This is a genomic window from Streptacidiphilus albus JL83, assembly GCF_000744705.1.
Lineage (GTDB): Bacteria > Actinomycetota > Actinomycetes > Streptomycetales > Streptomycetaceae > Streptacidiphilus > Streptacidiphilus albus.
In genome coordinates this window covers 1,863,201-1,887,891 of sequence record NZ_JQML01000001.1, presented here as the reverse complement: position 1 = coordinate 1,887,891, position 24,691 = coordinate 1,863,201, and the positions used below count along the sequence as shown (strand labels likewise).

At 71.9% G+C, this 24,691-nt stretch carries 19 protein-coding genes; 6 read left to right on the top strand and 13 right to left on the bottom strand.

Features of this window, described 5'->3' with window-relative positions; all coding sequences use genetic code 11:
- The first annotated feature begins 24 nt into the window (after window positions 1–24).
- Both BS75_RS08150 and BS75_RS08145 read left to right on the top strand, forming a co-directional pair.
- Window positions 25–1,485, top strand: a complete 1,461-nt coding sequence (locus BS75_RS08150; protein WP_034087732.1) for a catalase — start codon at window positions 25–27, stop codon at window positions 1,483–1,485.
- A gap of 106 nt (window positions 1,486–1,591) precedes the next feature.
- Window positions 1,592–2,362 (top strand): VOC family protein, encoded by a 771-nt coding sequence (locus tag BS75_RS08145; RefSeq protein ID WP_034087731.1) that lies wholly within the window; start codon window positions 1,592–1,594, stop codon window positions 2,360–2,362.
- Between the two features lie 181 nt (window positions 2,363–2,543).
- On the opposite strand, the gene BS75_RS08140 is transcribed toward BS75_RS08145, so the two are convergent.
- Entirely contained in the window at window positions 2,544–3,242 is a 699-nt protein-coding gene (locus BS75_RS08140; protein ID WP_034087730.1) for an HAD family hydrolase, read from the bottom strand.
- Window positions 3,243–3,586: 344 nt separating this feature from the next.
- Window positions 3,587–5,659: a phosphocholine-specific phospholipase C gene (locus BS75_RS08135; RefSeq protein WP_034087729.1), complete on the bottom strand. Its 2,073-nt coding sequence runs from the start codon at window positions 5,657–5,659 to the stop codon at window positions 3,587–3,589.
- A gap of 426 nt (window positions 5,660–6,085) precedes the next feature.
- Between BS75_RS08135 and BS75_RS46245 the strand changes: the two genes are divergently transcribed.
- A complete protein-coding gene (locus BS75_RS46245; RefSeq protein ID WP_052069278.1) occupies window positions 6,086–7,405 on the top strand; it encodes a GNAT family N-acetyltransferase in 1,320 nt (439 codons plus the stop codon).
- A gap of 70 nt (window positions 7,406–7,475) precedes the next feature.
- On the opposite strand, the gene BS75_RS08120 is transcribed toward BS75_RS46245, so the two are convergent.
- The 6 genes from BS75_RS08120 to BS75_RS08095 all read right to left on the bottom strand — a co-directional run bounded on the left by BS75_RS08120 (window position 7,476) and on the right by BS75_RS08095 (window position 15,065).
- Window positions 7,476–8,639 carry an XdhC family protein gene (locus tag BS75_RS08120; protein ID WP_034087728.1) on the bottom strand — a complete coding sequence of 388 codons (1,164 nt, stop codon included), beginning with the start codon at window positions 8,637–8,639 and terminating at the stop codon, window positions 7,476–7,478.
- A gap of 74 nt (window positions 8,640–8,713) precedes the next feature.
- The gene (locus BS75_RS08115; RefSeq protein WP_042440250.1) at window positions 8,714–10,198 is read right to left on the bottom strand and encodes an NCS2 family permease; all 1,485 of its coding nucleotides are present in this window, start codon (window positions 10,196–10,198) and stop codon (window positions 8,714–8,716) included.
- A gap of 229 nt (window positions 10,199–10,427) precedes the next feature.
- Window positions 10,428–12,785: a xanthine dehydrogenase subunit D gene (pucD, locus tag BS75_RS08110; RefSeq protein WP_042440252.1), complete on the bottom strand. Its 2,358-nt coding sequence runs from the start codon at window positions 12,783–12,785 to the stop codon at window positions 10,428–10,430.
- A gap of 11 nt (window positions 12,786–12,796) precedes the next feature.
- Entirely contained in the window at window positions 12,797–13,288 is a 492-nt protein-coding gene (locus BS75_RS08105; RefSeq protein WP_034087727.1) for a (2Fe-2S)-binding protein, read from the bottom strand.
- On the bottom strand, window positions 13,285–14,205 hold the full coding sequence (locus tag BS75_RS08100; RefSeq protein ID WP_034087726.1) for an FAD binding domain-containing protein: 921 nt from the start codon (window positions 14,203–14,205) through the stop codon (window positions 13,285–13,287). The genes BS75_RS08105 and BS75_RS08100 overlap by 4 nt, the downstream gene beginning before the upstream one ends.
- A 368-nt stretch (window positions 14,206–14,573) precedes the next feature.
- Window positions 14,574–15,065 carry a hypothetical protein gene (locus tag BS75_RS08095; RefSeq protein WP_152646221.1) on the bottom strand — a complete coding sequence of 164 codons (492 nt, stop codon included), beginning with the start codon at window positions 15,063–15,065 and terminating at the stop codon, window positions 14,574–14,576.
- 125 nt (window positions 15,066–15,190) lie between these two features.
- Here BS75_RS08095 and BS75_RS08090 point away from each other — a divergent pair, with 125 nt between their 5' ends.
- Both BS75_RS08090 and BS75_RS08085 read left to right on the top strand, forming a co-directional pair.
- Entirely contained in the window at window positions 15,191–17,212 is a 2,022-nt protein-coding gene (locus BS75_RS08090; protein WP_034087724.1) for a M3 family metallopeptidase, read from the top strand.
- Window positions 17,213–17,394: 182 nt separating this feature from the next.
- Window positions 17,395–18,969, top strand: a complete 1,575-nt coding sequence (locus tag BS75_RS08085) for a PucR family transcriptional regulator (RefSeq protein WP_034087723.1) — start codon at window positions 17,395–17,397, stop codon at window positions 18,967–18,969.
- Here the strand turns inward: BS75_RS08085 and BS75_RS08080 are convergent.
- Window positions 18,945–19,286: a winged helix-turn-helix transcriptional regulator gene (locus BS75_RS08080; RefSeq protein WP_408022521.1), complete on the bottom strand. Its 342-nt coding sequence runs from the start codon at window positions 19,284–19,286 to the stop codon at window positions 18,945–18,947. The two genes, BS75_RS08085 and BS75_RS08080, sit on opposite strands and share 25 nt — an antisense overlap.
- A 450-nt stretch (window positions 19,287–19,736) precedes the next feature.
- Between BS75_RS08080 and BS75_RS08075 the strand changes: the two genes are divergently transcribed.
- Complete coding sequence (locus BS75_RS08075) at window positions 19,737–20,909, top strand: DUF3500 domain-containing protein (protein WP_052069277.1); 1,173 nt, start codon at window positions 19,737–19,739, stop codon at window positions 20,907–20,909.
- A 40-nt stretch (window positions 20,910–20,949) separates the two neighbouring features.
- Here the strand turns inward: BS75_RS08075 and BS75_RS44035 are convergent, their stop codons facing one another.
- The 4 genes from BS75_RS44035 to BS75_RS47940 form a co-directional block, all read right to left on the bottom strand.
- Window positions 20,950–21,939, bottom strand: coding sequence for a hypothetical protein (locus tag BS75_RS44035; RefSeq protein ID WP_052069276.1), 990 nt, complete (start codon window positions 21,937–21,939; stop codon window positions 20,950–20,952).
- A 1,276-nt stretch (window positions 21,940–23,215) separates the two neighbouring features.
- Complete coding sequence (locus BS75_RS08065; RefSeq protein ID WP_034087722.1) at window positions 23,216–23,569, bottom strand: hypothetical protein; 354 nt, start codon at window positions 23,567–23,569, stop codon at window positions 23,216–23,218.
- 26 nt (window positions 23,570–23,595) lie between these two features.
- A complete protein-coding gene (locus BS75_RS08060) occupies window positions 23,596–24,303 on the bottom strand; it encodes a transposase family protein (protein WP_197091913.1) in 708 nt (235 codons plus the stop codon).
- A gap of 130 nt (window positions 24,304–24,433) precedes the next feature.
- Window positions 24,434–24,607: a hypothetical protein gene (locus BS75_RS47940; RefSeq protein WP_156164232.1), complete on the bottom strand. Its 174-nt coding sequence runs from the start codon at window positions 24,605–24,607 to the stop codon at window positions 24,434–24,436.
- Window positions 24,608–24,691: the final 84 nt, after the last annotated feature.

The window sequence follows — 24,691 nt, the reverse complement described above, 5'->3', positions numbered from 1 at the left end:
CCGAGCCATGACCGAGGTACCCTCATGCCCGAAATCCTGACCACCGAGTCCGGCGCTCCCGTCGCCGACAACCAGAACTCCGCCCAGGCGGGCGTCGGCGGACCGGTCCTGCTCCAGGACCAGCAGCTGATCGAGAAGCTGGCCCGCTTCAACCGCGAGCGGCTGCCGGAGCGCATCGTCCACGCCCGGGGCTCCGGCGCCTACGGCTACTTCGAGGTGACCGACGACGTCACCCCGTACACCCGGGCCCACTTCCTGGGCGAGGTCGGCCGCCGCACCGAGGTCTTCCTCCGATTCTCCACCGTGGCCGGGAACCTCGGTTCGAGCGACGCGGTCCGCGACCCGCGCGGCTTCGCGCTGAAGTTCTACACCGAGGAGGGCAACTACGACCTGGTCGGCAACAACACCCCGGTCTTCTTCCTCAAGGACCCGATCAAGTTCCCGGACTTCATCCACTCGCAGAAGCGCGACCCGTTCACCGGCGTCCAGGAGGCGGACAACGTCTGGGACTACTGGTCCTACTCGCCGGAGTCGCTGCACCAGGTCACCTGGCTGTTCGGCGACCGGGGGATCCCGGCCAGCTACCGCCACATGAACGGCTACGGCTCGCACACCTACCAGTGGACCGCCGCCGACGGCGCGGCCTACTGGGTGAAGTACCACTTCAAGACCAACCAGGGCATCCGCTGCCTGGACGGGTCCCAGGCCGCCGACCTGGCCGGCTCGGACGCCGACAGCCACCAGCGCGACCTGCACCGCTCGATCGAGCGCGGCGCCCACCCCTCCTGGACCGTGCACGTCCAGCTGATGCCGGTGGCCGACGCCGCCGACTACCGGTTCAACCCCTTCGACCTGACCAAGGTCTGGCCGCACCGCGACTACCCGCTGCACAAGGTCGGTCGGCTGGTGCTGAACCGCAACCCCGACAACGTCTTCGCCGAGGTCGAGCAGGCGGCGTTCTCGCCGAACAACTTCGTCCCCGGCATCGGCCCCTCGCCCGACAAGATGCTCCAGGGCCGGCTCTTCGCCTACGCCGACGCCCAGCGCTACCGCCTCGGCGTCAACCACACCCAGCTCGCGGTCAACGCGCCGCGGGCGACCGCCGCGGCCAACTACGGGCGGGACGGTCTCGGCGCGGTCAACCCGGCCGGTCGGGCCAAGAACTACGAGCCCAACTCCTACGACGGCCCCCGGCAGACCGACAGCCCGCTGGCCGCGCCGACCGAGGTTCACGGCTGGACCGGCGCCCACACCGCGCCCGAGCACGCCAAGGACGACGACTTCTTCCAGGCCGGCGAGCTGTACCGGCTGATGTCGGCCGACGAGCAGAGCCGGCTGATCGCCAACCTGGCCGGCTCGCTCGGCACGGTCGGCCGGGACGACGTCGTCGAGCGGGTGCTGCCCTTCTTCGAGCGGGCGGACGCCGACTACGGCCGCCGGCTGCGCGCGGCAGTCGAGGCCACCCGCGCGGACGCCGAGGCGTAGCCGGGCGCTCCGGTAGCGGGGCGACCGCGAGCGGTGAAGAGTGGGGGCAGGCCGGTCCGCAGTGGCCTGCCCCCGCCCATCCGTCCACTCGCCCTCGGAGGCCACGATGCCCAAGGTCACCGCACCCTATGCGCCCGGCACCCCCTGCTGGGTCGACCTGATGGTCCCCGACCAGCAGGCCGCGCTCGACTTCTACCGGGACCTGTTCGGCTGGGAGGGCGAGGTCGGCTCGGACGAGACCGGCGGCTACGCCGTCTGCACCAAGCTCGGCCTGCCGGTGGCCGGGATCGGCCCGGTCATGGCCGAGGGCGCCCCGACCGTCTGGACCACCTACCTGGCCAGCGCCGACGCCAGGGCCACGCTCGCGGCGGTGAAGGAGGCCGGCGGCACGCCGATGACGCCGGTCATGGACGTGCTGACGCTCGGCAGCATGTTCGTCGCAGCGGACCCCTCCGGCGCGGTGTTCGGCGTCTGGGGGCACCGGGACTTCATCGGCGCCCAACTGGTCAACGAGCCGGGCGCGCTGGTCTGGAACGAGTGCAACACCCGGGACGTGAACTCGGCCATGGCCTTCTACCACTCGGTCTTCGGCGCCGGCTACGGCGAGGCGATGCCGGGCTACGAGGAGTTCCGGATCGACGGTCGGCCGGTGGGCGGCATGCAGCAGATGACGGACCCGCCGTTCCTCCCGGACGTCCCCTCGCACTGGCTGACCTACTTCTCCGTGGACGACGTGGACAGCACCGTCGACGCCGCGGTCAAGCGCGGCGCGGATGTGCTGATGCCGGCGAAGGACACCCCGGTCGGCCGGATGGCCACGGTCAGCGACCCGTGGGGCGCGGTCTTCGCGGTGATCGCCGTCAGCACCCCGGGCTGACGGCCCCGGGCTGACGGCCCCGGGTCGGCGGCCCGGCTGTCGGAGGGGTACGCACCGGCCGAGCGCTCGGCCGGTGCGTCGTGACGCCCTCGCCCGGGCGGACGAGGGCTCCAGAATCATGCCCATCAGCCCAATGAGCCCAGGGGGCCTGCTGACCCACAGGTGAACGGCCGGTCGGGGTTCAGACCAGCGACAGCACGTCATCGAGCGAGCCGAGTTCGGGGCCGGCCCAGTCGTCCTCGCGGGCGTGGGCGTGGTTCTCCGCCCAGTCGGCGGCCCTGAGCAGGTAGGCGCGCATCCCGGCGCCGCCGGCGCCGGTCAGTTCCTGCCCGCCGCCGTCCCCGACATAGAGGCAGTCCTCGGGCTTCACCCCCAGCCGCTCGGCGATCAGCCGGAAGAGCTCGGGGTCGGGCTTGCGCCGGCCCTCCTCGCAGGACAGCACCCGGGCGTCCACCATCCCGGCCAGCGGCAACTCCGCCCAGCTCTCCGCGAGTTCCACCGTGCAGTCGCTCAGCACGCCGATCCGGAGGCCGCGTCGGCGCAGCTCGGCCAGGACGGCCCCGGCCTCCGGGCGCAGCACGAACAGCTCCCGCTGGGCCGCCAGCCGGGCGGCGCAGGCCGCCAGCAGGTCCTCCTCCGGCGGGACGACGCCCAGGCGCAGCGCCAGGATCCGGAAGGTGGCCGGCAGGTCGCCCAGCCGTCCGGCCGCCCGGTCGGGGAAGGAGCGGTCCAGCGCGGCGCGCCACGCGTCCGGGTCGATCCCGATCGCATCGGCGCTCCGGGCCGCGTGCTCCTCCCACACCTCGTCGGGCGTGCTCGGCGTGAGTGTGCCGTAGAAGTCGAACACGACGGCGGAAGGAGTCCCCTGTGGCGCAAGCATGCATTCGACCTTACTCGCTGGTTTCCCCGGGCCTCAGGAGATTCCGTCGTCTCCGATCCATTTTCTGTCAACTCTTGCACCACACACACCTCCTGTTGGTTGACTCGGCGCAGGAGGCGCCACTCTCCGGTCAATGGCGAATACTTCCCCCAGGGGCCCCAGCTGTGGGGACGGACGGGGGAGTCATGAGCAGCACCGGTTGGCGGCTGGTCGCGGCGGGGCTGGAGCGGCGCCGCCGCCGCTGGACCAGGGTCTCCTGAGCGGCTCGGCCGACCGGCGCTCCTGAGCGGCCTAACGGAACGGGCCCGCCGGAGACGGCGGGCCCGTTGCCGTGCGCGGCGGCGTCAGCCGGTGATGCTGCTGCTGCCGGTCTCCAGGTGGCCGGTGAAGCGGCGGGACCAGGAGGAGTCGAGACTGTTGGTGACGGTGAAGTCGTACCAGCCGTTGCAGTAGGCCACGGCGTTGAAGTAGTCGGAGGCGCTGCCGCCGGCCGGGACGGTGTAGGTCCAGGGGCCGTCGCTGCGGTAGTTGTTGGAGGTGATGGTGAAGACGGCGCTCTTGCCGGAGGCGGCGGCGTTGGTCATGGTGAACCAGACCGCCAGGTCGCCGGTGCTGCTGGTGACCGCGTAGGAGCTGGTGGTCTCCAGGTTCTTGCCGATGGTGGTGGCGTTGCCGGCGAAGTGCCGCAGGAAGCGGTTGGGGCCGATCATGGTGAAGTCGTAGGCGCCGTTGCCGTAGCCGGAGCCGATGTTGTAGTAGTCGCCGGCCGTGCCGTTGGTCTGGGTGGAGGCGTTGTAGGCGGGGACGGTGTACTGCCACGGCCCGCCGCTGCGGTTGGCGTTGGCGTAGACGGCGAAGTGCGCTGCGCTGGTGGCGACCGCGCCCTCGTTGGACATCTTCAGCCAGAGCAGGATCTTGTTGCTGGCGTCGAACTCGAAGTGGTCCACCGAGCCGTTGGGCTGGTACGGCAGCGCGCGGGCCGGGCGGGTGCCGGACTCCTGCGTCGGCAGGGCGTTGGTCTCCGGACCGGGGTCGGGCAGCGGGTCGCAGTCCGGCTGGGACATGACGATGGCGGTGCTCGGCAGCGTCGTCGGCAGGCCGTAGACCGGGCTCGCGAAGTTGAAGGCGCCGGTCAGGTCGCCGCAGACCTCGCGGCGCCAGGCGCTGATGTTGGGGCAGAGGGCGGGGGTGCCCAGCGCGGTGGTCCAGCTCTCCATGAACCGGATGACCGAGGTGTGGTCGTACACCTGGGAGTCGACCCAGCCGCCGCGCGACCAGGGCGAGACGACCACCATCGGGACGCGGAAGCCGAGCCCGACATTGACGCCGTCGTAGAACTCCCCGGTCGTCCCGGAGGGCGCGGCCGGCGGCGGGACGTGGTCGAAGAAGCCGTCGTTCTCGTCGTAGTTGAGGAACAGCACGGTGGAGTCGAGCACGGCGCTGTTGCTCGCCAGGGCCTGCAGCACCAGGTCGATGAAGTAGGCGCCGTTGCCGGGAGGGGCGTCGGGGTGCTCGCTGGTGTTCTGGTTGGCCACCACCCAGGAGACCTGGGGCAGGGTGCCCGCCTTGGCGTCGGCCGCGATGGCGTTGGCGATGTCCACCGGGGTGTTGCCGGTGGACGGGACCGAGGCCATGCCCCGCTCGTACAGCGTGCTGCCGGTGGCGGCGTCGGCGAACTGGCTGAAGAACGCCAAGCCGTTGTCGCTGAAGTTGTCGCTCGCGTTCTGGTAGACCTTCCAGCTGACCCCGGCGTTCTGCAGGGTCTCGGCGTAGGTCTGCCACTTCAGGCCGCTCTCCGAGCCGCCGTCGTAGGCGGGGCCGCCGGCGGTGCCGGTCGGGTCGATCATCCCGCTCCACAGGTACGTCCGGTTGGGGCCGGTCGCGCTGAGGATCGAGCAGTGGTAGGCGTCGCAGACGGTGTAGGCGTCGGCCAGGGCGTAGTGGAACGGGATGTCGGAGCGGTCCAGGTAGCCCATGGTCCGCACCGAGCCCTTGGCCGAGACCCAGTCGTCCATCTTGCCGCTGTCCCACGCCTCGTGCTGGGTGGACCAGCCGTGGTCCAGCGAGCCGTCGCACTGCGCCAGGATCTCCGGGGTCTGGCTGTCGGCGGCGGCGGTGTCGCTCAACTGCCAGGGGTACTGCCGGGCGGATCCGTTGGGCTGGTCGAAGACCGAGTAGCCGCCCGCGACGGCGATGGCGGAGCGGTCGGCGAAGCCGCGCACGCCCTGGAGGCTGCCGAAGTAGTGGTCGAAGCTGCGGTTCTCCTGCATCAGCACCACGACGTGCTGGACGTCGGTGATGGTGCCGGTGGTGGCGGCTTCGGCGCGGGGGGAGAGGCCGGAGACGCTCTCCAGGCCCAGTGCGGCCCCGAGGGCCGCGGCCGAGCCGAGGAAGGTACGACGAGTGAGGGGGGACACGAGTTCTCCAGTGCGATGCGGGGGAGGCATGCCGCGGCAGCGGCGCCCGCCGACCGGCGCGCGGGGGCGGCCGGTGCGGCGCCGGGGCCGTCGGTGGGGGCTGGAACCGGGAGGGGACGGCCGGGGCGGCAGGGGGGTGCTGCGGCCGGTCCGTCAGATCGCGGGAACACCGTGCGGTAACGGTGGGGACGGCGGGGGTGCGCAGCGACCGCGTTCCGTGGGTACCACAATCACCTCAGGTGCGGGGGCGGCCGTGCAGCGGCATGGGCGCGCTGTCGGGGCATTTTCTACAGCGCCCCCGACACCGGCGTCAACGGCTCCGGGAGGGTCAACTCCGGACCTCCACAACCATTTACCTCCCGGCGGTCCGCCCGCCATCCACCGGTCCCGCGGTCGACGCTTCCGCGCACTGGCTACCATCGCCGGATGGCAGAGATCCGAATCCGTGAGCGGCAGCCGTCCGACCTGGACGGTTGTGTCGAGGCACTGCGTGCGGTGCAGCAGGCCGACGGGTACCCCGTGGCATGGCCCGCGGATCCGGCCCGCTGGCTCAGCCCGGCGGGCAGCCCGGGCGCCTGGGTCGCGGTGGCCGAGGCGGACGTCGTGGTGGGCCATGTGCTGGTGCAGTCCGTCGACGGGGAGGCCGCGGTCGTCGAGGTCGGCCGGCTGTTCGTCGCGCCCGGGGCGCGCGGCAACTCCCTGGGGGCCCGGCTGCTCGACCGGGTGCGGACGTGGGCGGCCGAGCGGGGCGTCGGACTGGTCCTGGAAGTCACCGCCGACCAGCGGTCCGGCGCGATCGCGCTCTACGAGCGCACCGGTTGGCGACGGGTCGACACCTACCGGGCGGACTGGACCGCCCCGGACGGTGCTCCGGTCACCCTGCACCGCTACGTCCTGCAGCCGGAGACCCCGGTGGGGCAGGTCCCGGCCCGCCGAACCTGTCCGGATTCCCGGGACACCGGGGGCCGCTCCCGCCGGATGTCGTTCGACGCCGCCGCCAGCACCTACCGGCGCGGTCGGCCCCCTTACCCGGAAGCGGTGTTCGACCTGCTCGCCGACCGCTGCGGGCTGCGGCCCGGCACCCGGGTGCTGGAGGTCGGCGCCGGTACCGGGCTGGCGACCGGGCCGCTGCTGGCGGCCGGCGCGGACGTGGTCGCGGTCGAGCCGGGCCGGCACCTCGCCGCCGTCCTCGCCGCCACCCACGGGTGCGACCGGCTGGAGATCGAGCTCGCCGACTTCGAGACCGCCGAGCTCACCGGCGGATTCGACCTGGCGGTGGCGGCGACGGCGCTGCACTGGCTCGACCCGGTCGAGTCGACCAGGAGGCTCGGCGAGCTGGTCCGGCCGGGCGGATGGCTGGCCGCGTGGTGGAACGAGTTCGGCGACACCAACCGGCCGACGACGTTCCGCGACCGGCTCGACGCCGTCTACCACGACCTGCTGCCGGCCGAACCCGGCTACCGGGACAGTCGCTCGCACGTGCTCGACACCGACCGGTGGCGGCGGCAGTTGACCGCCGGCGGGCTGTTCGACGGCGTCGCCGTCGAGATCGTCGAATGGCAGCAGATCCTCACCCCGCAGAGCGCACGGGACCTGTGGTCGACCTTCCCGAACATCGCCGAGCTGGCCCCGTCCGACCGCGAGCAGTTCCTGACCCGGCTCGCGTCGCTGGTCGAGGACGAGGGCGGGCAGGTCGCCGACCCCCGGCTGACCGTCGTCTACACCGCGGTCCGCACCGGCGGGTGAGCGGAGCGGGCCGGTGCCGGCCGGTGCGGCGCGGTGCGGGCCGGTGCGGGCCGGTGGCGGGGAGGGCGGCTCAGGCTATCCGGCGGGGCCGGGCCTCGTGGTCGTGGTGGATCGGGCCGCCGTGGGAGCTCAGCGGGAGGCAGGTGCCGCCCCGGCGGTGGGCGACGATCTCGGCGGCGACCGCGACCGCGGTCTCCTCGGGGGTGCGCGCGCCCAGGTCGAGGCCGATGGGGGAGCGCAGCCGGGAGAGTTCCAGCTCGCTGAGGCCGACCTCGCGGAGCCGGTCCAGCCGCTCGTGGTGGGTGCGCCGGGAGCCCATCGCGCCGACGAAGCCGAGCGGCATCCGCAGCGCGCGCTCCAGCAGCGGGATGTCGAACTTGGCGTCGTGGGTGAGCACGCAGAGCGCGGTGCGGCCGTCCAGCCGGCCGGCTTCGGCCTCGGCCTCCAGGTAGCGGTGCGGCCAGTCGACCACGACCTCCTCGGCGGTGGGGAAGCGGCGCCGGGTGGCGAAGACCGGACGGGCGTCGCAGACGGTGACGTGGTACCCGAGGAAGCCGCCCGCACGGGCCACCGCGGCGGCGAAGTCGATGGCGCCGAAGACGATCATGCGCGGGGCGGGGACGTGGGACTCGGCGAAGAAGGTGGCGGTGACGGTGGCGTCGCCGTCGGGGGCGCAGGGACGGCCGTCCGAGGCGAGGGTGAACAGGCCGCTGCGGCCGGCGTCGAGCATGGCGCGGGCGTGCAGGACGGCGGCGCGCTCCAGCGCTGCGGCGGCCGGGCCGAGGCTGCCGTGGTGGGCGTCCGCGGTGACCGCGAGGGTGGCGCCGAGCCGGACCGCGGTGCCGTCGACGGCCCGGACCAGGGCGACCGGGGTGCCGGAGTGGACGTAGGCGAGGCCGGTGTCCAGACCGGGCTCGGCGCCGGGGACGACCGGCTGGACGAAGATGTCGATGATGCCGCCGCAGGTCAGCCCGACGGCGAAGGCGTCCTCGTCGCTGAAGCCGAAGCGGTGCAGCGAGGCGGCGCCGGTGGACAGCGCCTCCTGGCAGAGCTCGTAGACCGCCCCCTCCACACATCCGCCGGAGACGCTGCCGACGGCCTCGCCCCCGCCGTCGACGGCCAGGGCCGCTCCGGGATCGCGTGGGGCGCTCCCGGAGACGGACACCACGGTGGCCACCGCGAAGGCGCGGCCGGCCCGGTGCCAGACGTTGAGTTGATCGGCGATGTCCTGCACGGCGCGCTCCTTCGCTGGGAGGTGGAGGAAGAGGAGGGGACGGCCCTACGTGCGGGGCCCGGTCGGACGGGGCGTCAGTGGACGCCGAGGATGCGCTGGATCGGGCCGATGAAGAAGTAGACCAAGAAGACCACGGTCAGCCCCCAGAGCAGTCCGCCCGGCGCGCGCCACTTCCCGGTGCCGGCCTTGATGGCCACGTAGGAGACGACGCCCGCACCGACACCGGCGGTGATGGAGTAGGTCATCGGCATCACGGCGCACATCAGGAAGGCCGGGATGGCGATCTCGCGGTCCGCCCAGGGGATGTGCCGGGCCTGGGCCATCATCATCGAGCCGACCACGACCAGCGCGGCGGCGGCCACCTGGCCGGGGACGACCTGGGCCAGCGGGGAGAAGAAGAGCATCAGTGCGAACACGCCGCCGGTGACCACGCTGGCGAGCCCGGTGCGGGCGCCCTCGCCGACGCCGGTGGCGGACTCGACGAAGACCGTGTTGCCGGAGGCGCCGGCCAGGCCGCCCATCATCCCGCCGGCGCCGTCGACCAGGAGGGCCTTGGTCAGGCCCGGCATCCGGCCCTGCTCGTCGGCCAGCCCGGCCTCGGTGCCGACGCCGATGATGGTGGCCATCGCGTCGAAGAAGCCGGCCAGGACCAGGGTGAAGACCGCGACCGAGGCGCTGATGAAGCCCATGCCGGCCTTGCCGCTGCTGAACGCCCCGAAGACGCTGATATGGCCGAAGAGGCCGAAGTTCGGCGCGGAGAAGGGGCTGCCGTGCAGGGTCGGGACGGAGGTGGGGCCGCCCCAGGCGTCGGCCGAGACCCAGCCGAGGGCGTTGACCACGACGGCGATGACCGTGCCGGAGACGATGCCGATCAGGATCGCGCCCGGGGTCTTCCGGGCCTGGAGGACGAAGATCAGCAGCAGGGTGAAGGCGAACAGCGCGACCGGCCAGCCTTCGAGGTGCCCCTGGGCGTTGGTGCCCAGCTGGACCGGGTTGGCCGGGTTGCGGCCGACGAAGCCGGCGTTGACCAGGCCGATGAAGGCGATGAACAGGCCGATGCCCATGGTGATGGCGTGCTTGAGCGGCAGCGGTATGCCGTTCATGACCTTCTCGCGGAGGCCGGACACGACCATCAGCACGATCAGCGCGCCGTAGATCACGCAGAAGCCGAACGCCTCGGACCAGGAGCAGTGCGGGACGATGATGGTCGAGAGCGCGGCCGAGACGCCCAGGCCGGCGGCTGCGGCCAGCGGGACGTTGCCGATCAGGCCCATCGCGATGGTGGTGACCGCGGCGGCCAGGGCGGTGGCGGTGGTGACCTGGCTCGCGGACAGGTGGTGGCCGTTGATGTCCGCGCCGGACAGCAGGATCGGGTTCAGCACGATGATGTAGGCCATCGCCATGAACGTGGTCAGGCCGCCGCGGACCTCGGTGGCGAGGGTCGACCCGCGTGCACTGATCTTGAAATAGGCGTCGAGCAGGCCTTTCGGCGCCGGCGGTGCCGGGACCTCGGTGCCGGCGCCGGTGGTAACTCTGGATTCCGTGGGGATCTGGGTCACGGGTTCCACTCCCAAGGTTCATAGGGGGTTGGGGTGGGGCTCGCGGCCGTCCTGGGGACCCGTCAGGTAGGGGTGGCAGGGGACGGTTCGGCTCGCTGGGTGGTGCTGCCTGGTGCGTGCGGCCCCGGCGAGGGCCGTACACGGCGGTGGATCCGGTGGTGCGGTCCCCCGGGCGGCGGGGAAGAACTGGACACCGCCCGGGGGAGGTCTGTGGGGGCGACCGAGGGGGTCAGCCGCCGGTGCCGGTCAGGTGCTCCGGGCGGACCGGGACGCGGTTCAGGGCCAGGCCGGTCGCCGCGCGGATCGCGGAGACGATGGCCGGGGTCGAGGAGAGGGTCGGGGCCTCGCCGACGCCGCGCAGCCCGTAGGGGGCGTTGGGGTCGGCCAGCTCCATGATCTCCACCGGCTGCGGCGGGGTGTCCAGGATGGTGGGGATCAGGTAGTCGGTGAAGGAGGGGTTCCGGACCTTGCCGTCCCGGGTGATGATCTCCTCCATCACCGCCAGGCCGAGGCCCTGGGTGGAGCCGCCCTGGATCTGGCCGACCACCGACAGCGGGTTGAGCGCCTTGCCGACGTCCTGGGCGGCGGCCAGCTCGACCACCTTGACCAGGCCGAGCTCCACATCGACGTCGACCACCGCGCGGTGCGCGCAGAAGGTGTACTGGACGTGGCCGAAGCCCTGCCCGGTCTCCTTGTCGAAGGCGACGGTCGGGCGGTGGTGGTGCTCCCGGGTCAGGTCGATGGCCTGGTCGCCGAGCAGGTCGGCGATGGAGATCAGCACGCCGTTGGTGGCGGAGACGACCTTGCCGCCGGTCAGCGAGAGGTCGTTGCCGGTCCAGCCGTAGCGCTCGCGGCCGAGCGCGAAGAGCGCGTTGCGCACCGCCTCGGCGGCGAGCTTCACCGCACCGCCGGTCATGTAGGTCTGCCGCGAGGCGGAGGTGGAGCCGGCCGAGCCGACCTCGGTGTTGGCGGGCTGGATGGTCACCCGCTCGACGCCCAGCTCGGTCCGGGCGATCTGCCCGTGGACGGTGACGCCGCCCTGGCCGACCTCGGCCATCGCGGTGTGCACCATCGCCACCGGCTCGCCGCCGATGACCTCCAGCCGGACCCGGGCGGTCGAGTAGTCGTCGAAGCCCTCGGAGAAGCCGACGTTCTTGATGCCGACGGCGTAGCCGACGCCGCGCACGATGCCTTCGCCGTGCGAGGTGTTGGAGAGGGCGCCGGGCAGGCCCCGGACGTCCTGGAAGTCGTTGGGGTGCGGCAGCGGCAGGTCCTTGACCTTCTGCAGCAGCTCCGCCACCGGCGCCGGGGCGTCGATCTCCTGGCCGGTCGGCATGATCGAGCCCTGGGAGACGGCGTTGAGCTGGCGCAGCTCCACCGGGTCCATGCCGAGCTCGACGGCCAGCTTGTCCAGCTGCGACTCGTAGGCGAAGCAGGCCTGGACCGCCCCGAAGCCGCGCATCGCGCCGCAGGAGGGGTTGTTGCTGTAGAGCGCGATGGCCAGGACGTTGACGTTGGGGATCTCGTACGGGCCGACCGAGAGCGAGGAGGCGTTGCCGACCACGGCCGGGGAGGCCGAGGCGTAGGCGCCGCCGTCCAGGACGATCCGGGCGTCCATGTAGACCAGCTTGCCGTCGCGGGTCGCGCCGTGCTCGTAGCGCATCTTCGCCGGGTGGCGGTGGACGTGCCCGAAGAAGGACTCCTCGCGGGAGTACACGATCTTGACGGGCTTTCCGGTGCGCTGGGCCAGCAGGCAGGCGTGGATCTGCATGGACAGGTCCTCGCGTCCGCCGAAGGCGCCGCCGACGCCGGCCAGGGTCAGCCGCACCTTGTTCTCCGGCAGGCCGAGCACCGGGGCGATCTGCTGCCGGTCGACGTGCAGCCACTGGGTGGCGATGTAGAGGTCGATGCCGCCGTCCTCGGCCGGCACCGCGAGGCCGGACTCCGGGCCGAGGAAGGCCTGGTCCTGCATCCCGACCTCGTACTCGCCGACCACCACCACGTCCGCCAGGGCGCGGACCTCGTCGTTGACCCCGAGGCCGGAGACCACCTTCTGCGAGTGGACCACGTTGCCGGAGGCGTGCGCCCCGTTTGTGTATTTCGCAGCCTCGTGCGGCTCGTGGACGTAGCCGTGGGTCTCCGGGTCCAGGCACTGCTCCTCGGTGACGATCGGGGGCAGTACCTCGTACTCGACCTTGATCTTGGCCAGGGCGCGCCGCGCGGTCTCCGGGTGGTCGGCCGCGACGATGGCCACCGCCTCGCCGTGGTAGCGGATCTGATCGATCGCCAGGGCGGGCTGGTCCACCACCTCCAGGCCGTAGAGCTTGCTGCCGGGGATGTCCTCGTGGGTGAGCACGGCGTAGACGCCGGGCTGGGCGACCGCCTCGGAGATGTCCACCGAGAGGATCCGGGCCCGGGCGTGCGGGGCGCGCAGCGCCATGCCCCAGAGCATGTCCTCGTGCCACAGGTCGGAGGAGTAGGCGAACTCGCCCTTGACCTTGAGGGTGCCGTCCGGGCGCAGCGGCGAGCCGCCGATGCCGTCCGGGTGGGCGGTGGTGATGGACTGGAGGTTCTTCTCACCGCGGATGGTGTGGGTGGTCACGGGGTGGCCTCCGAGGGGGTGGCGCAGCGGCGGGCGGAAGCGAGGCGGACCGCGTCCATGATCTTCTCGTAGCCGGTGCAGCGGCAGAGGTTGCCGGACAGGGCCTCGCGGATGTCGTTGTCGCCGGGCTGCGGGTCGCGGTCCAGCAGGGCGTGGGTCTGGATCAGCAGCCCGGGGGTGCAGAAGCCGCACTGGACGGCCCCGGCGTCGACGAAGGCCTGCTGCACCGGGTCGAGCCCGGTGTCGGGGTCGGCCATGCCCTCGACGGTGCGGACCTCGCGGCCCTGCACCTGGCCGGCTGCGACCAGACAGGAGCAGACCGTCGCCCCGTCCAGGTAGACCGTGCAGGAGCCGCACTCGCCCTGCTCGCAGGCGTTCTTGGAGCCGGGCAGTCCGAGCCGCTCGCGCAGCATGAACAGCAGGCTCTCGCCCTCCCACACGTCGTCGGCCTCGACCTGTCGGCCGTTGGCTCGGAAGGTCACCCTCATGCTGCGCTCCTCAGGGACTGCGTGTACTCGTTCCAGCTCCAGGTCAGGGTGCGGCGGGCCATCACCGCGAGCGCGTGCCGGCGGTAGGCGGCGCTGCCGCGGACGTCGTCGATGGGCGACGCGGCGGCGGCGGCCAGTTCGCCGAAGCGCTGGATCACGGCCGGCCCGAGCAGCCCGCCGCGGTGCCACAGGCCGCGCTCGGCCAGCTCCTCGGTGAGGAAGAGCTCGGCCTCGGGGGCGCGGCGCGGGGTCGGCGCGGCGGAGCCGATGCCGGTGCCGACCGTCCCGAGCGCGCGGTGCTCCGTCGGCGGGTGCAGCGCGAAGCCGAACGCGCAGACCGCGATCACCATGGCGTTCCGGGTGCCGATCTTGGAGAAGGTCTGCGGTCCGTCGGCGACCGGGATCCGGACGGCGCGGATCAGCTCGTCGGCGGCGAGCGAGTTGCGCTTCACCCCGAGGTAGAACTCGTCGATCGGGATCAGCCGGGTGCCGCGCACGGACTCGGCCTCGACCAGGACGTCCCGGCCGGCCGCCAGCAGGGCGGGGTGGGCGTCACCGGCCGGGGAGGCCCCGCCGAGGTTGCCGCCCACACTGCCCCGGTTGCGGATCTGCGGGGAGCCGACGGTGTTCCCGGCGATGGCCAGGCCGGGCAGCGCGTCCGACAGTTCGGCGGTGATCCGGGAGTAGGGCACGGCCGCGCCGAGGCGGATCACCTCGCCGCGCTGCCCCTCGAAGGTGCCGCGCTCCCAGGTGGTGAGCTCGCCGATCCGGTTCAGGTCGAGCAGGGCGGCCGGGCGGTGGCGGTCGAAGTTCAGCTCGACCATCACGTCCGTGCCGCCGGAGATCGGCAGTGCGGACGGGTCCGCGGCCTTGGCTGCGAGTGCCTCGTCCCAGGTGGCGGGCCGCAGGAACTCCATGCGGTGACTCCTCTGTGTGATGTCTCGCGGTGCTGTCCACTTGGTGCTGGTCCAAATGTCCGGCCCGGGGGCCGTCCCGGGTGGGAGCCCGCGCTCTGTACGTCGCTCGGTACGTCGTTCGATTCGTCGGCGGAGCCTGTCCGGCGGTGCCCGTGCCCCGGCTGTTCCCCCGGCGTTCTCCGGCGTGTGAGCAAGTAGACAAGCGAGCGGGGCCGAGGAGGCAGTCACTGATGCCATGAAGAGCAGCCCCGGCGCGGGACGCCGGGGCTGTACGTTTCTCCAAGTCAGCGCCCTGCCGTTGGTCAGGTACGCGTCAGGCGCGCGTCAGGCGCGCGTCGGGTACGCGTCGGCAGCGGCCCGGGCACGGCTCAGTTGCCCTCGGCGGTCAGCGAGAGCGTGGCGCCGTTGCTCAGCACGGCGGTGATGAGGCCGGTGTTGTCGTTGTCGACGGTCTCCGCCAGCAGCCCGCAGCCGGTCGCGTCGGCTGCGGGGGAGGCCGTGCCGCCGTCGGCGGGGCGGAGGTCGATCCAGGTGCCGCCGCCGACGGTGCCGATGTCGTCGACCACCGGGCAGATCCGCCGCCCGGTGTCGTGGCCGACCAGGACGGACATGGTCGGGCCGCTCTCGTCGCGCACGGTGAGCACCCAGCTGTCGTCCCCGATGAGCGCGGTCCACTCGCCGGGGGCGATCAGCCGGCTCGCGCTGCCGTCGGCGGCGGTGGCGCCCGCTGCCCGCTGCGGCTCGCACAGGAGCATCGCACCGAGCACGACGGCCAGGATCGCGGGCAGGATCAGCGCCACCGGCCAGGGCAGCGCCCACCGTCTCGGAGCAGCAGAATCGTCCGTGCGTCGTTCGTCCATGTCCCCGGTCCTTCGCCGCTGCCGATGGGGTGGGAACAGGATGGCCTCCCGGCCCGCCGCCGGAGGCGGAAACGAACAGAAATGCGGGAGGCGCCGTGCACGCCGCTGGGCGTAATGTCTGGCGGATGACTACGGACAACCCCTTCCTCAGCCCCAGCACGCTGCCGTTCGAGCTGCCGCCGTTCGCGGACATCCGCGAGGAGCACTACCTCCCGGCCTTCGAGCTGGGGATGGCCGAGCAGCTCGCCGAGGTCGCCGCCATCGCCGGCGACCCCGAGCCGGCCGGTTTCGAGAACACCCTGGAGGCACTGGAACGCTCGGGCGCGCTGCTGCGCCGGGTGTCGTTGGTGTTCTTCAACCAGTCCGCCTCGAACACCACCCCGGGCGTCCAGGCCATCGAGGCGGAGATCAGCCCCCGGCTGGCCGCCCACAGCGATGCGATCCACCTCGACCCGGCGCTGTTCGCCCGGGTCGACGCGCTGTACCGGCAGCGCGAGGCGCTGGGCCTGGACGCCGAGGGACTGCGGCTGCTGGAGCGCTACCACGCCCGCTTCGTCCGGGCCGGGGCCCGGCTGGACGCCGCCCAGCAGGACCGGCTGCGCGAGCTGAACGCGGAGCTGGCGACCGACTCCACCACCTTCGAGCAGAACGTCTTCGCCGACACCCGCGCCGCCGCCCTGGTCCTGGACAGCGCCGAGGAGCTGGCCGGGCTCTCGCCCGACGCGATCGCCTCCGCCGCCGAGAACGGCCGGGCGCTGGGCCACGAGGGCAAGTACGTCCTCAGCCTGAAGAACTTCTCCAACCAGTCCGAACTGGCCGCACTGGACGACCCGGCGGTCCGCCGCCGGCTGCTGGCCGCCTCGCTGGCGCGCGGCACCAAGGCCAACGGCGAGCTCGCCGCCCGGATGGCGGTGCTGCGGGCCGAGCGCGCCGCGCTGCTGGGCTTCGCCAGCCACGCCGCCTACGAGGTGGCCGACCAGACCGCCGGCACCACCGACGCGGTCGAGGCGATGCTCGGCCGGCTGGTCGCGCCCGCCGTCGCCAACGCCCGGCGCGAGGCCGAGGCGCTGGCTGCCGAGGCCGGGGTCGACACCATCGAGGCCGCCGACTGGCAGTACTGGTCGGAGAAGGTCCGCAAGGCCCGCTACGACATCGACGCCTCCGCCATGCGCCCCTACCTGGAGCTGGAGTCGGTGCTCCGGGACGGCGTCTTCTTCGCCGCCGGGCAGGTCTACGGGCTCAGCTTCACCGAGCGCACCGACCTCACCGGCTACCACCCGGACGCCCGGGTGTTCGAGGTCACCGACAGTGACGGCAGCCCGCTCGGCCTCTACGTCGGCGACTTCCACGCCCGCGAGTCCAAGCGCGGCGGCGCCTGGATGAACGAGCTGGTCCAGCAGTCGCACCTGCTCGGCCAGCGGCCGGTGGTGGTCAACAACCTCAACATCGCCAAGCCCCCGGCCGGCGAGCCCGCGCTGATGACCTGGGACGAGGTCACCACCCTGTTCCACGAGTTCGGCCACGCCCTGCACGGGCTGTTCTCCGACGTCCGCTACCCGCTGGTGGCCGGCACCGAGGTGCCGCGCGACTTCGTCGAGTACCCCTCGCAGGTCAACGAGATGTGGTCGGACCGGCCCGAGGTCCGGGCCAACTTCGCCCGGCACCACGTCACCGGCGAGCCGATGCCGGCCGAGCTGGTCACCCGGATGAAGGAGGCCGAGAACTTCGGCGAGGGCTTCCGCACGGTCGAGTACCTGGCCGCCGCGCTGCTCGACTGGGCCTGGCACGTGCTCCCGGCCGGCACCGAGCCGGGCGACGCCGAGGCGTTCGAGGCGGCGGCGCTGGAGCACTGGGGCCTGAAGCTGGACGAGATTCCGCCGCGCTACCGTACCGGTTACTTCGGCCACATCTTCGCGGGCGGTTACGCCGCCGGGTACTACGGGTACATCTGGTCGGAGGTTCTGGACGCCGACACGGTCGAGTGGTTCCAGGAGAACGGCCGCCCGGTCCGCGAGAGCGGCGAGATCTTCCGCCGGGGGCTGCTTGCCAAGGGCGGCAGCGTCGACTCGATGACCGCGTACGCCGCGTTCCGCGGCCGCGCGCCGGAGATCGCCCCGCTGCTCGCCCGCCGGGGGCTGACCGGCTGACCGCCGACCGGCCGAGCCGCTGATCGGCCGAGCCGCCGATCGCCGACCGGCTGATCGGCCGACCCGCTGATCGGCCGACCGTGCCCGCCGGGTTTGCCTCCCGGCGGGCGCGGTCCGGTAACGTGCGGCAACACCCAACCGCCGCAATGGCCCAACCACCCCAGGCAGACGGAGGTACCACCGTGCGGATCGGCGCACTGCTCGCCCCAGCCGCACCCGGCCTGCGGCTGCTCGCGGGGCGCGGGGAGCTCGACCGGGTGGTCTCCGGCGTGATGACCACCGACCTGCAGGACCCCGGGCGCTACCTCCACGGCGGCGAGCTGGTGCTCACCGGCATGCTCTGGCGCAAGGGTCCCGACGACTCCGAGCGCTTCGTCCGGGTCCTGGCCGGCGCCGGGGCGGTCGGCCTCGCGGCGGGGGAGGCGGAGGTCGGCCCCGTCCCCGAGGACCTGGTCGCGGCCTGCGAACGGCACCGGATGCCGCTGTTCGCGGTCGCCGAGGACGTGGCCTTCGCCGAGCTCACCGAGTTCGTGGTGCGCCAGGTCTCGGCCGACCGCGCCGCCGACCTGTCCGCGCTGGTCGACCGGCACCGGGCGCTGGTCTCCGCCAGCGGCGGGGCCGGCCTGGACGCGGTGCTGGAACTGCTCGGCGGCGACCTCGACCTGGACTGCTGGGTGCTCACCCCCAGCGGTCGGGTGGTCGCCGGACCGCCGGATCGGCTCGGCGGCGCCGAGCGCGACCAGCTGGTCCGGGCCCATCTCGACAGCCGTCGCCGGGGCCCGGGACCGGCCGTCCGGGCCCGGGTGGGCGAGCGCCAGTTCTCGCTGCTGCCGGCCGTCGCCGAGGGCCCCGAGGCCGCGCTGCTGGCGCAGTGGGTGCTGGTGGTCGAGGGCGACGTCACCGAGTGGACGCCCAAGCGCCGCCAGCTCGCCGAGAACGTGGCCAGGCTGGCCGGCGCCGAGCGCGCCCGCCGCGACCAGAGCCGCCGGCTCCGCAGCCTGCTCGCCGACGAGGTCTTCACCCTGCTGGAACGCGACGCCCCGCCGGAGGAGCTGCGCCGCGCCCTGGACGCCTCGCTGGCCATGGCGCTCGGCGGGGCCGAGTTCCCGGAGTCCTGGGTGGTGGTCTCCGCCGAGAGCGTCGGCCTGCCCGACGGGGCGGTCCGGGCCGCCCTGGTCGAGGCGCTGACCGGCGCCGACGACCGGGCGCTGATCGGCGGCGGCGGCTCCGGAGCGGTGCTGCTGCTGCCGCAGCTGCCCGAGGACGAGCCCAGCGCCGACCGGCTGCGCAGCCTGCTCGCCCCGCTGGAGGCCGCGCTCGGCCCCGAGGGCCGGCTCACCCTCGGCGCCAGCGCCCCGGCCGCCTCGGCCGGCGGGCTGCGCGGCGCGCTGGAAGAGGCCCGCCACGCCCGCCGGATCGCCGCCGCCCGCAACGGCCGGATCTGCATCGCCGGACCTGAGGAACTGGCCTCGCACGTGCTGCTGCTCGCCGCCGTCCCGGACGAGGTCCGCCGGGCGTTCCGGGGACGGCTGCTGGACAAGGTGATCGGCTACGACCTGGAGCACCAGGCGGACCTGGTCCGCACCCTGGAGGCGTTCCTCCGCTACGACGGCTCCTGGACCCGCTGCGCCGCCGCCCTCCACGTCCACGTCAACACCCTGCGCTACCGCATCGGCCGGATCGAGGAACTGACCGGCCGCGACCTCTCCCGACTGGAGGACCGCGTGGACTTCTACCTGGCCCTGGCCCTCTCCTGACGGAGCGTCACGCCGTCGGTGGATTCCCCCCGGCGAACACCTGCCGACGCGCGGTCGTAGGCCTCCTGCGACGATGACACGTCGCCGAGGTGCGTGATCGACCACTCCTCCAGCGCGCGCAGTGGTTCGCGCAGGGTACGGCCCGCCTCGGTGAGCGCGTACTCGACGCGGACCGGAACCTCGGGGTGGACGGTTCGGTGTACGAGCCCGTCCCGTTCGAGGCCGCGCAGGGTCTGGGTGAGCATCTTCTGCGAGACGCCCTCGATGCGTCGGCGCAACTCCGAGAAACGGGCACTGCCGTCCCACAGTGCGCCCACGATGAGCACCGTCCAACGGTCGCCAATGCGATCCAGAATGTGGCGAGTCGGGCAGTCCGCGCGATAAGGGCTGCCGCTGATAACCGACTTGGCCCGGGTGGTTACCACAGAGTGCCTTCTTCCCGTCGGAGAGCTGCACTCGTACGGTAATCGGAGTGCGTCGTTCGACGCCATCCTCTCCTTGGAAGGACGTCTCCTCGGAGAGGCGCCACATGTCCCGCATCACCGTCATCGGCGGCGCCGGCGGCACCGGCTGTGCCGGTGCGGCCATCGTCGCGGAGGCAGCTGCCCGCGGTCGCCAGGTCACCGCACTGAGCGGCGAACACCACAGGACACAGGCCAATCTCGGCCGCCGAACGTCGATGCTCGCCGTCCCCACCGAGCCAATGGAGAAACATGTCCCGCCGACCACGCCCGGAAGACTTTCCCCTGCCGACCACTCGAAGCGCGTTGCCGATCGTCGACTCCCATCTGTTCGACGACCTGATCCCGCCGGAGGCGGCCTTCGAGCTGACCGCGGCCCTGCGCCGTCATCGCGAGCCCTACGTCGGCATCACCGAGAACGGCACCCCGCGCCCGGGCCTCTACCGCCTCAACGATGCGGGGGCGTCCCCGGAGACCGCCGTCAAGGCCGCCCGGGCCTACCTCAATGGACTGACGCCCCATCAGCGAGTGGTCGCCGCACTGCCGATGGATGCCGCGGAATGGCGGCTGTGGACGAACGCGATCCCGACCTGGCACCCGAAGGGCATGCGGCTGGACCGTCTCACCGACCGTGACCGCGACCGCGCGCTCGCCGTCGTCGAGGCGAGCCTCAGCCCTGCCGGCTACGCCCAGGTGCGAGCGGCGATGGCGCTCAACGAGCACCTGGGCGAGCTCATCGACGACTACCGGGACACCCTCACCGAGTTCGCCTACTGGTTCACCGTCTTCGGGACTCCTTCGGGGGGCTCCCCGTGGGGATGGCAACTGATGGGTCATCATGTGGACCTGCACTGCGTCTTCGTCGGCGGGCAGGTGGTCCTCGCCCCCGTGTTCCTCGGAGCCGAGCCGACGATCGGTACGGGACGGTTCGAGGGAGTCACGGTCTTCGAGGAGGAGACCGAGGTCGCCCTGGGCTTCCGCCGCACCCTGGACCCCGACCGGGAGGGCGAGTTCCTGATGGGCTCCTCGCTTCGCGCGGAGGACCTGCCGCCCGAACTCGCCGGCCCGTGGAACGGCCGGCTGCTCGCCGGCGCGGGCAGTGACAACCTCGTCCTGCCTCCCGAGGGGATCGTCGCGGCAAGCCTGCCGGCCGACCAGCGTGACGGTCTGGTGGAGCTGGTCCGGGTCTATCTCGACCGTCTCCCGCCGTCACAGGCCGAGCGCACCCTGGCGCTGGTCCGTGAGCACTTCGACGAGACCCGGTTCGCCTGGCGCGGCGGCCACGACGACGAGTGCGCCTTCTACTACCGGATCCACTCACCCGTGCTCCTGGTCGAGTACGACAACCACCCCGGTGTCTTCCTCGCCAATCCCGAGCCCGCCCGCTTCCATGTCCACACCATCGTGCGGGCCCCCAACGGCAACGACTACGGACGCGATCTCCTTGCCCAGCACTACCGGCTCCACCACGGCGGCTGACCGGCCCGGGACCCGGCCGGCGGTCACGTGCCGACGAAGGTCACCTCACCGTCTCCGCCAGGCCCGCCCGCCCGGTGCGCAGCCGTGGCGCGTCCTCCTTCTCGAACTTCTCGGATCCGACCGCGACCCCGCGGAGCCGTAGCGCGGCGCGGACGCGGGCGGCTCCGTGTCTGGTGGCGGCCTCGCCGGTGCCGACCGCGACGGTGCGGGGGCCGAGCCCGGCGCAGCTGCGGCAGATGCCGGCCTGTCGCACCGGATCGCCACAGGTGGGGCACTCGGTCAGGAGCGCGGGCGCGGGCGTGGAAGCGGACAACTCTGCTGGCACGGGCGGAAGTTTACGGACGAGTCGGTCGCGCAGCAGCGCGCTCGCGCTGTGGACGCGCTCGGGGAGGCCGGTCAACAGGGCATGCCTGAGGTCGAGTTCGGTGCAGCCGCGCTCCAACCAGGCGGTGACCTGGGGTGCGAGGGCCACGGCCTCGACGCTCCCCACGCGCAGGCGCGGTTCGGCGCCGACGACCCGCAGCAGGGCGTCCGCAGCCTGCTGCGACGCATCGTCGGGCGGCGGGGACTGGTTCGCGGCCTCGCGCGGGGCTCGGCAATGCGGTTGGCCGGTCTCACGCCGGGGTGCGGGGAGGGTGGGTACTCTCCCCGGGTCCTTTGCGGGGTTGGCGCCGCAGCGATCGGCTGTCGCACCACCGGGGCCCGGAAGGACGGCAGTCGGAGCGACCTGCGGGTCCCTCTGTGGAGTGTCGTAGACGTGAGCCTCGCTGACGAAGGTTCCGTCGGCCTGGCGGACCCGGAGCACCCGGTAGTACCCGGCGGCGGTCAGCTCGCGCAGCGCCTTCGCGACCGCTAGGCGGCCCTGCGGGCTGGTGTCGGCCATGTGCCGACCGTCCTCGCGCCACCCGTCGGGGCGCGACAGCAGGTCGCCCAGCAGACCCCGGGCGGTGAAGGTCAGCCCCCGGTCCTGGAGCAGGGAGTTGGGCAGGACGAGGAAACCGCGCGTGTGGCGGCTACGATGGACGTGCATGAGGAGTTCCTGCTCCTTGTGCCAGGCCCCGGGGTGTTGGTAGCACCGCCGGGGTCACTTTGCGATTGAGTTCGTTGACAAAGGACGATAGCGCACAACCACGCCACTCCGCCTTCGAACATTCGCGATCTTGACCCGGTGTCAGAAATGCGCAGGAGATTGGCATGTTGGCGCGGCCGCCAAGGCTTGCGAGGCCGCCGATGGGCATCTTTCGGCGCTCGCAGCCGCGATACGTCCGGAGCGGACGGGCCCACGCCTCCGAGAGTGGTCGGCCGCCCCTCAGCTCCACCAACGATTGCCTCCTGACCTGCTGAAATGCAGGCCAGGAGGCATTCGTTGGTGCCCACCTATGGACACATTCGCTGTGCTGAACAGGGTCCGAGGCGGCGGTGGGAGGCGGCCCAGGGCATGCGGAAGCGACTCGGCGACAGGGTTTGATCCCAGCGGGTGGGTCGGTGTGATGAGCCAGCGTCGCTGTATGCGGTGCGCCACAGCGCGGGAGCAGTTGCGGGGATCGCTACGGTGCTCGGTGCCTCGTTGGGTTGCTCTGCGCTCACTTGAAGCGACCCGAGAGGAGATTCGAATTTCCCGGGCTGACCTCTTCGTCGAAGGTCATCGTGAACGACGATGCCTGATTTGCCGCCGCCCGTGACCTCTGAAGTATTTCAGCCACCGGCAAGTCTGCAGTCGCCGTCGGTTTCGAGGGGGCGACCGATACTGACGGACCATTATTTCCTGGCGTCGCCGACCCACTGGCGCAGCCGGCCAGCCCTACGACAGCGCAGCACGTCACAGCGCCGAAGCCCAGTCCAGCAGAGGCGTGGCAACCGTGGCCGAAGCAAGAAGTGAGCGAGGTGGCACATCCGGGCGACTCTCGCCGCCGTACTGACCTCCGCCGCGATCTGCGGCACCGTCGATGCGGCAGTAGACCCAGGCGGACCGAGTCGGGTAGCGGATGCAGTGCCAGAGCAACAGGGCCATCGCCGCGGCATCCGGCAAATGCCGGACCAGCGGACAAGGCCTGAACCTCAGGTCAGCCTGTCTCTGGCCCAAGGTGCAGTTGTCGCCGTCGGCGGACGGCACAAGCTGGGGCACGGCAGGCGACACGCGCCATCCCCTCCGGTGCCTAACCCCGCCGGAGCCGTGGCGATCGCGGTCTGCTGCCGTCGTCGATGCTGCCTCGGTTGTTGCCGTTGATGGTGAAGGCGATCATGGCCGCCCCGACCGCGGCTCACGCTTCGGCGGTGGTCGGGGCGGTCCGTTGCTCGTGGGCTCCTCAGCTTTTGTCGAGTGCGAACTCGCAGGGGACGGGTTGGTGGAAGCTCTGTCCTGCCTGGTTGTATTCGATCTCGCAGCCGGTGATGTGACCGCTGACGGGCCCGGTGACTTCGACCTTCACCATGGCGTACCGGTCGCTCTGCGCGCCGGGCTCTATGGTGAATGGTTTCCCTGAGTAGTCAGGATACTTTGCAAGATTCAAGTCGCTCTTCTGGACGGGACTGAACTGGTAGTCCAGTCGGTACTGCACGGTGTCTTTCTCTGAATAGACGGGGTATCCAAGTTCCTTGACTCCGCTGGGCATCGCGGTGACGGCGAATCCGGGAAGGTTATTCAGAACTCTGTCGATCATGAGGTTCGCGCTGGCGTGATCCTGGGTCAGGCGGGTTCGTAGGTCCGTAGGAGTTCGAGTTGGACGACGGTGTCGAGTGTCTCGGGGAAGCGGTCGAGGGGGCTGCGGTAGCAGCCGCCGAGGATCTTCCAGTTCTCCAGGTGGCCGATGCAGCGTTCGACGGCAGAGCGGATCTGGGAGTGCGCCCGGTTGCTCGCCTTCTCCACCTCGGTCAGCTTGCGGTGCGGCGGCTTCTTGTAGGGGGTGAGCAGGTCGCTGCCTTGGTAGCCCTTGTCGCCAAGCCGGTGGCGGTACTTTTGGATCTTCGCTTTGATGCCCGAGGCGACATAGGCGAAGGCGTCGTGGCGGGCCCCTGGCAGCGGCGCCCCCGCCTCCCGCAGCCGGCCCCGGGTGTCCGAGACGACCTGGACGTTGTGCCCGGACTGCATGTGCTTCTTGGAGAACAGCTGTTCAGCGGCCTTCCAGTCCCAGCACTCGGCGAGGAACCCGTCCACCAGGACCGGCTCGTCCCGGGGTAACCGGGCGAGCCCGAACCCCAACTCCTTGATCGCGTCGCGCACCACGGGGCGTAACCGGGTGCTGTAGCGCGAGACCGTGGGCTGGGAGATCTCGAACAGTTCGGCGGCCAGGACCTGCGCGTTGTTGTGTCGCAGGAGGAAGCAGAGCACGACCACCGCCTTCCACAGCGGCAGCGCGTGCGGACGGCCCGTCGGCTTGTCCCAGTCGGGGATCATCCGCTCCACACGGGAAAGCAGGACGTCCAGCTGATGCGGGCTCAGGCCGGTTGTACGGTGGAAGCGCATCGGTCCCCCCGCGCGCTCGTGCTGATGGGTGTCACCTCGCACGCTACGCCGAGGGGACCGGTCACGTCCGCGCCACCGCCAGCCAGCGCGAACCGGTCCAGGCCACCCCACAGCGGTTCAGACCACCGCGAAGGGTTCTGAATAACCTTCCGGTGACTGAGACCGGCTTCTTGGATGAGTTTGTGAGCAGGGGGAAGGAGAATCCGTAGACGTCCCCGACCTTGACGTCGATCATCCCGAGGACTCCCTGGATCACTGGCCCCGAGGCGGTGAGCGCGCTGCCTTCGGGAGGGCCGCCGTGTCCGGACGTGGTGGTACA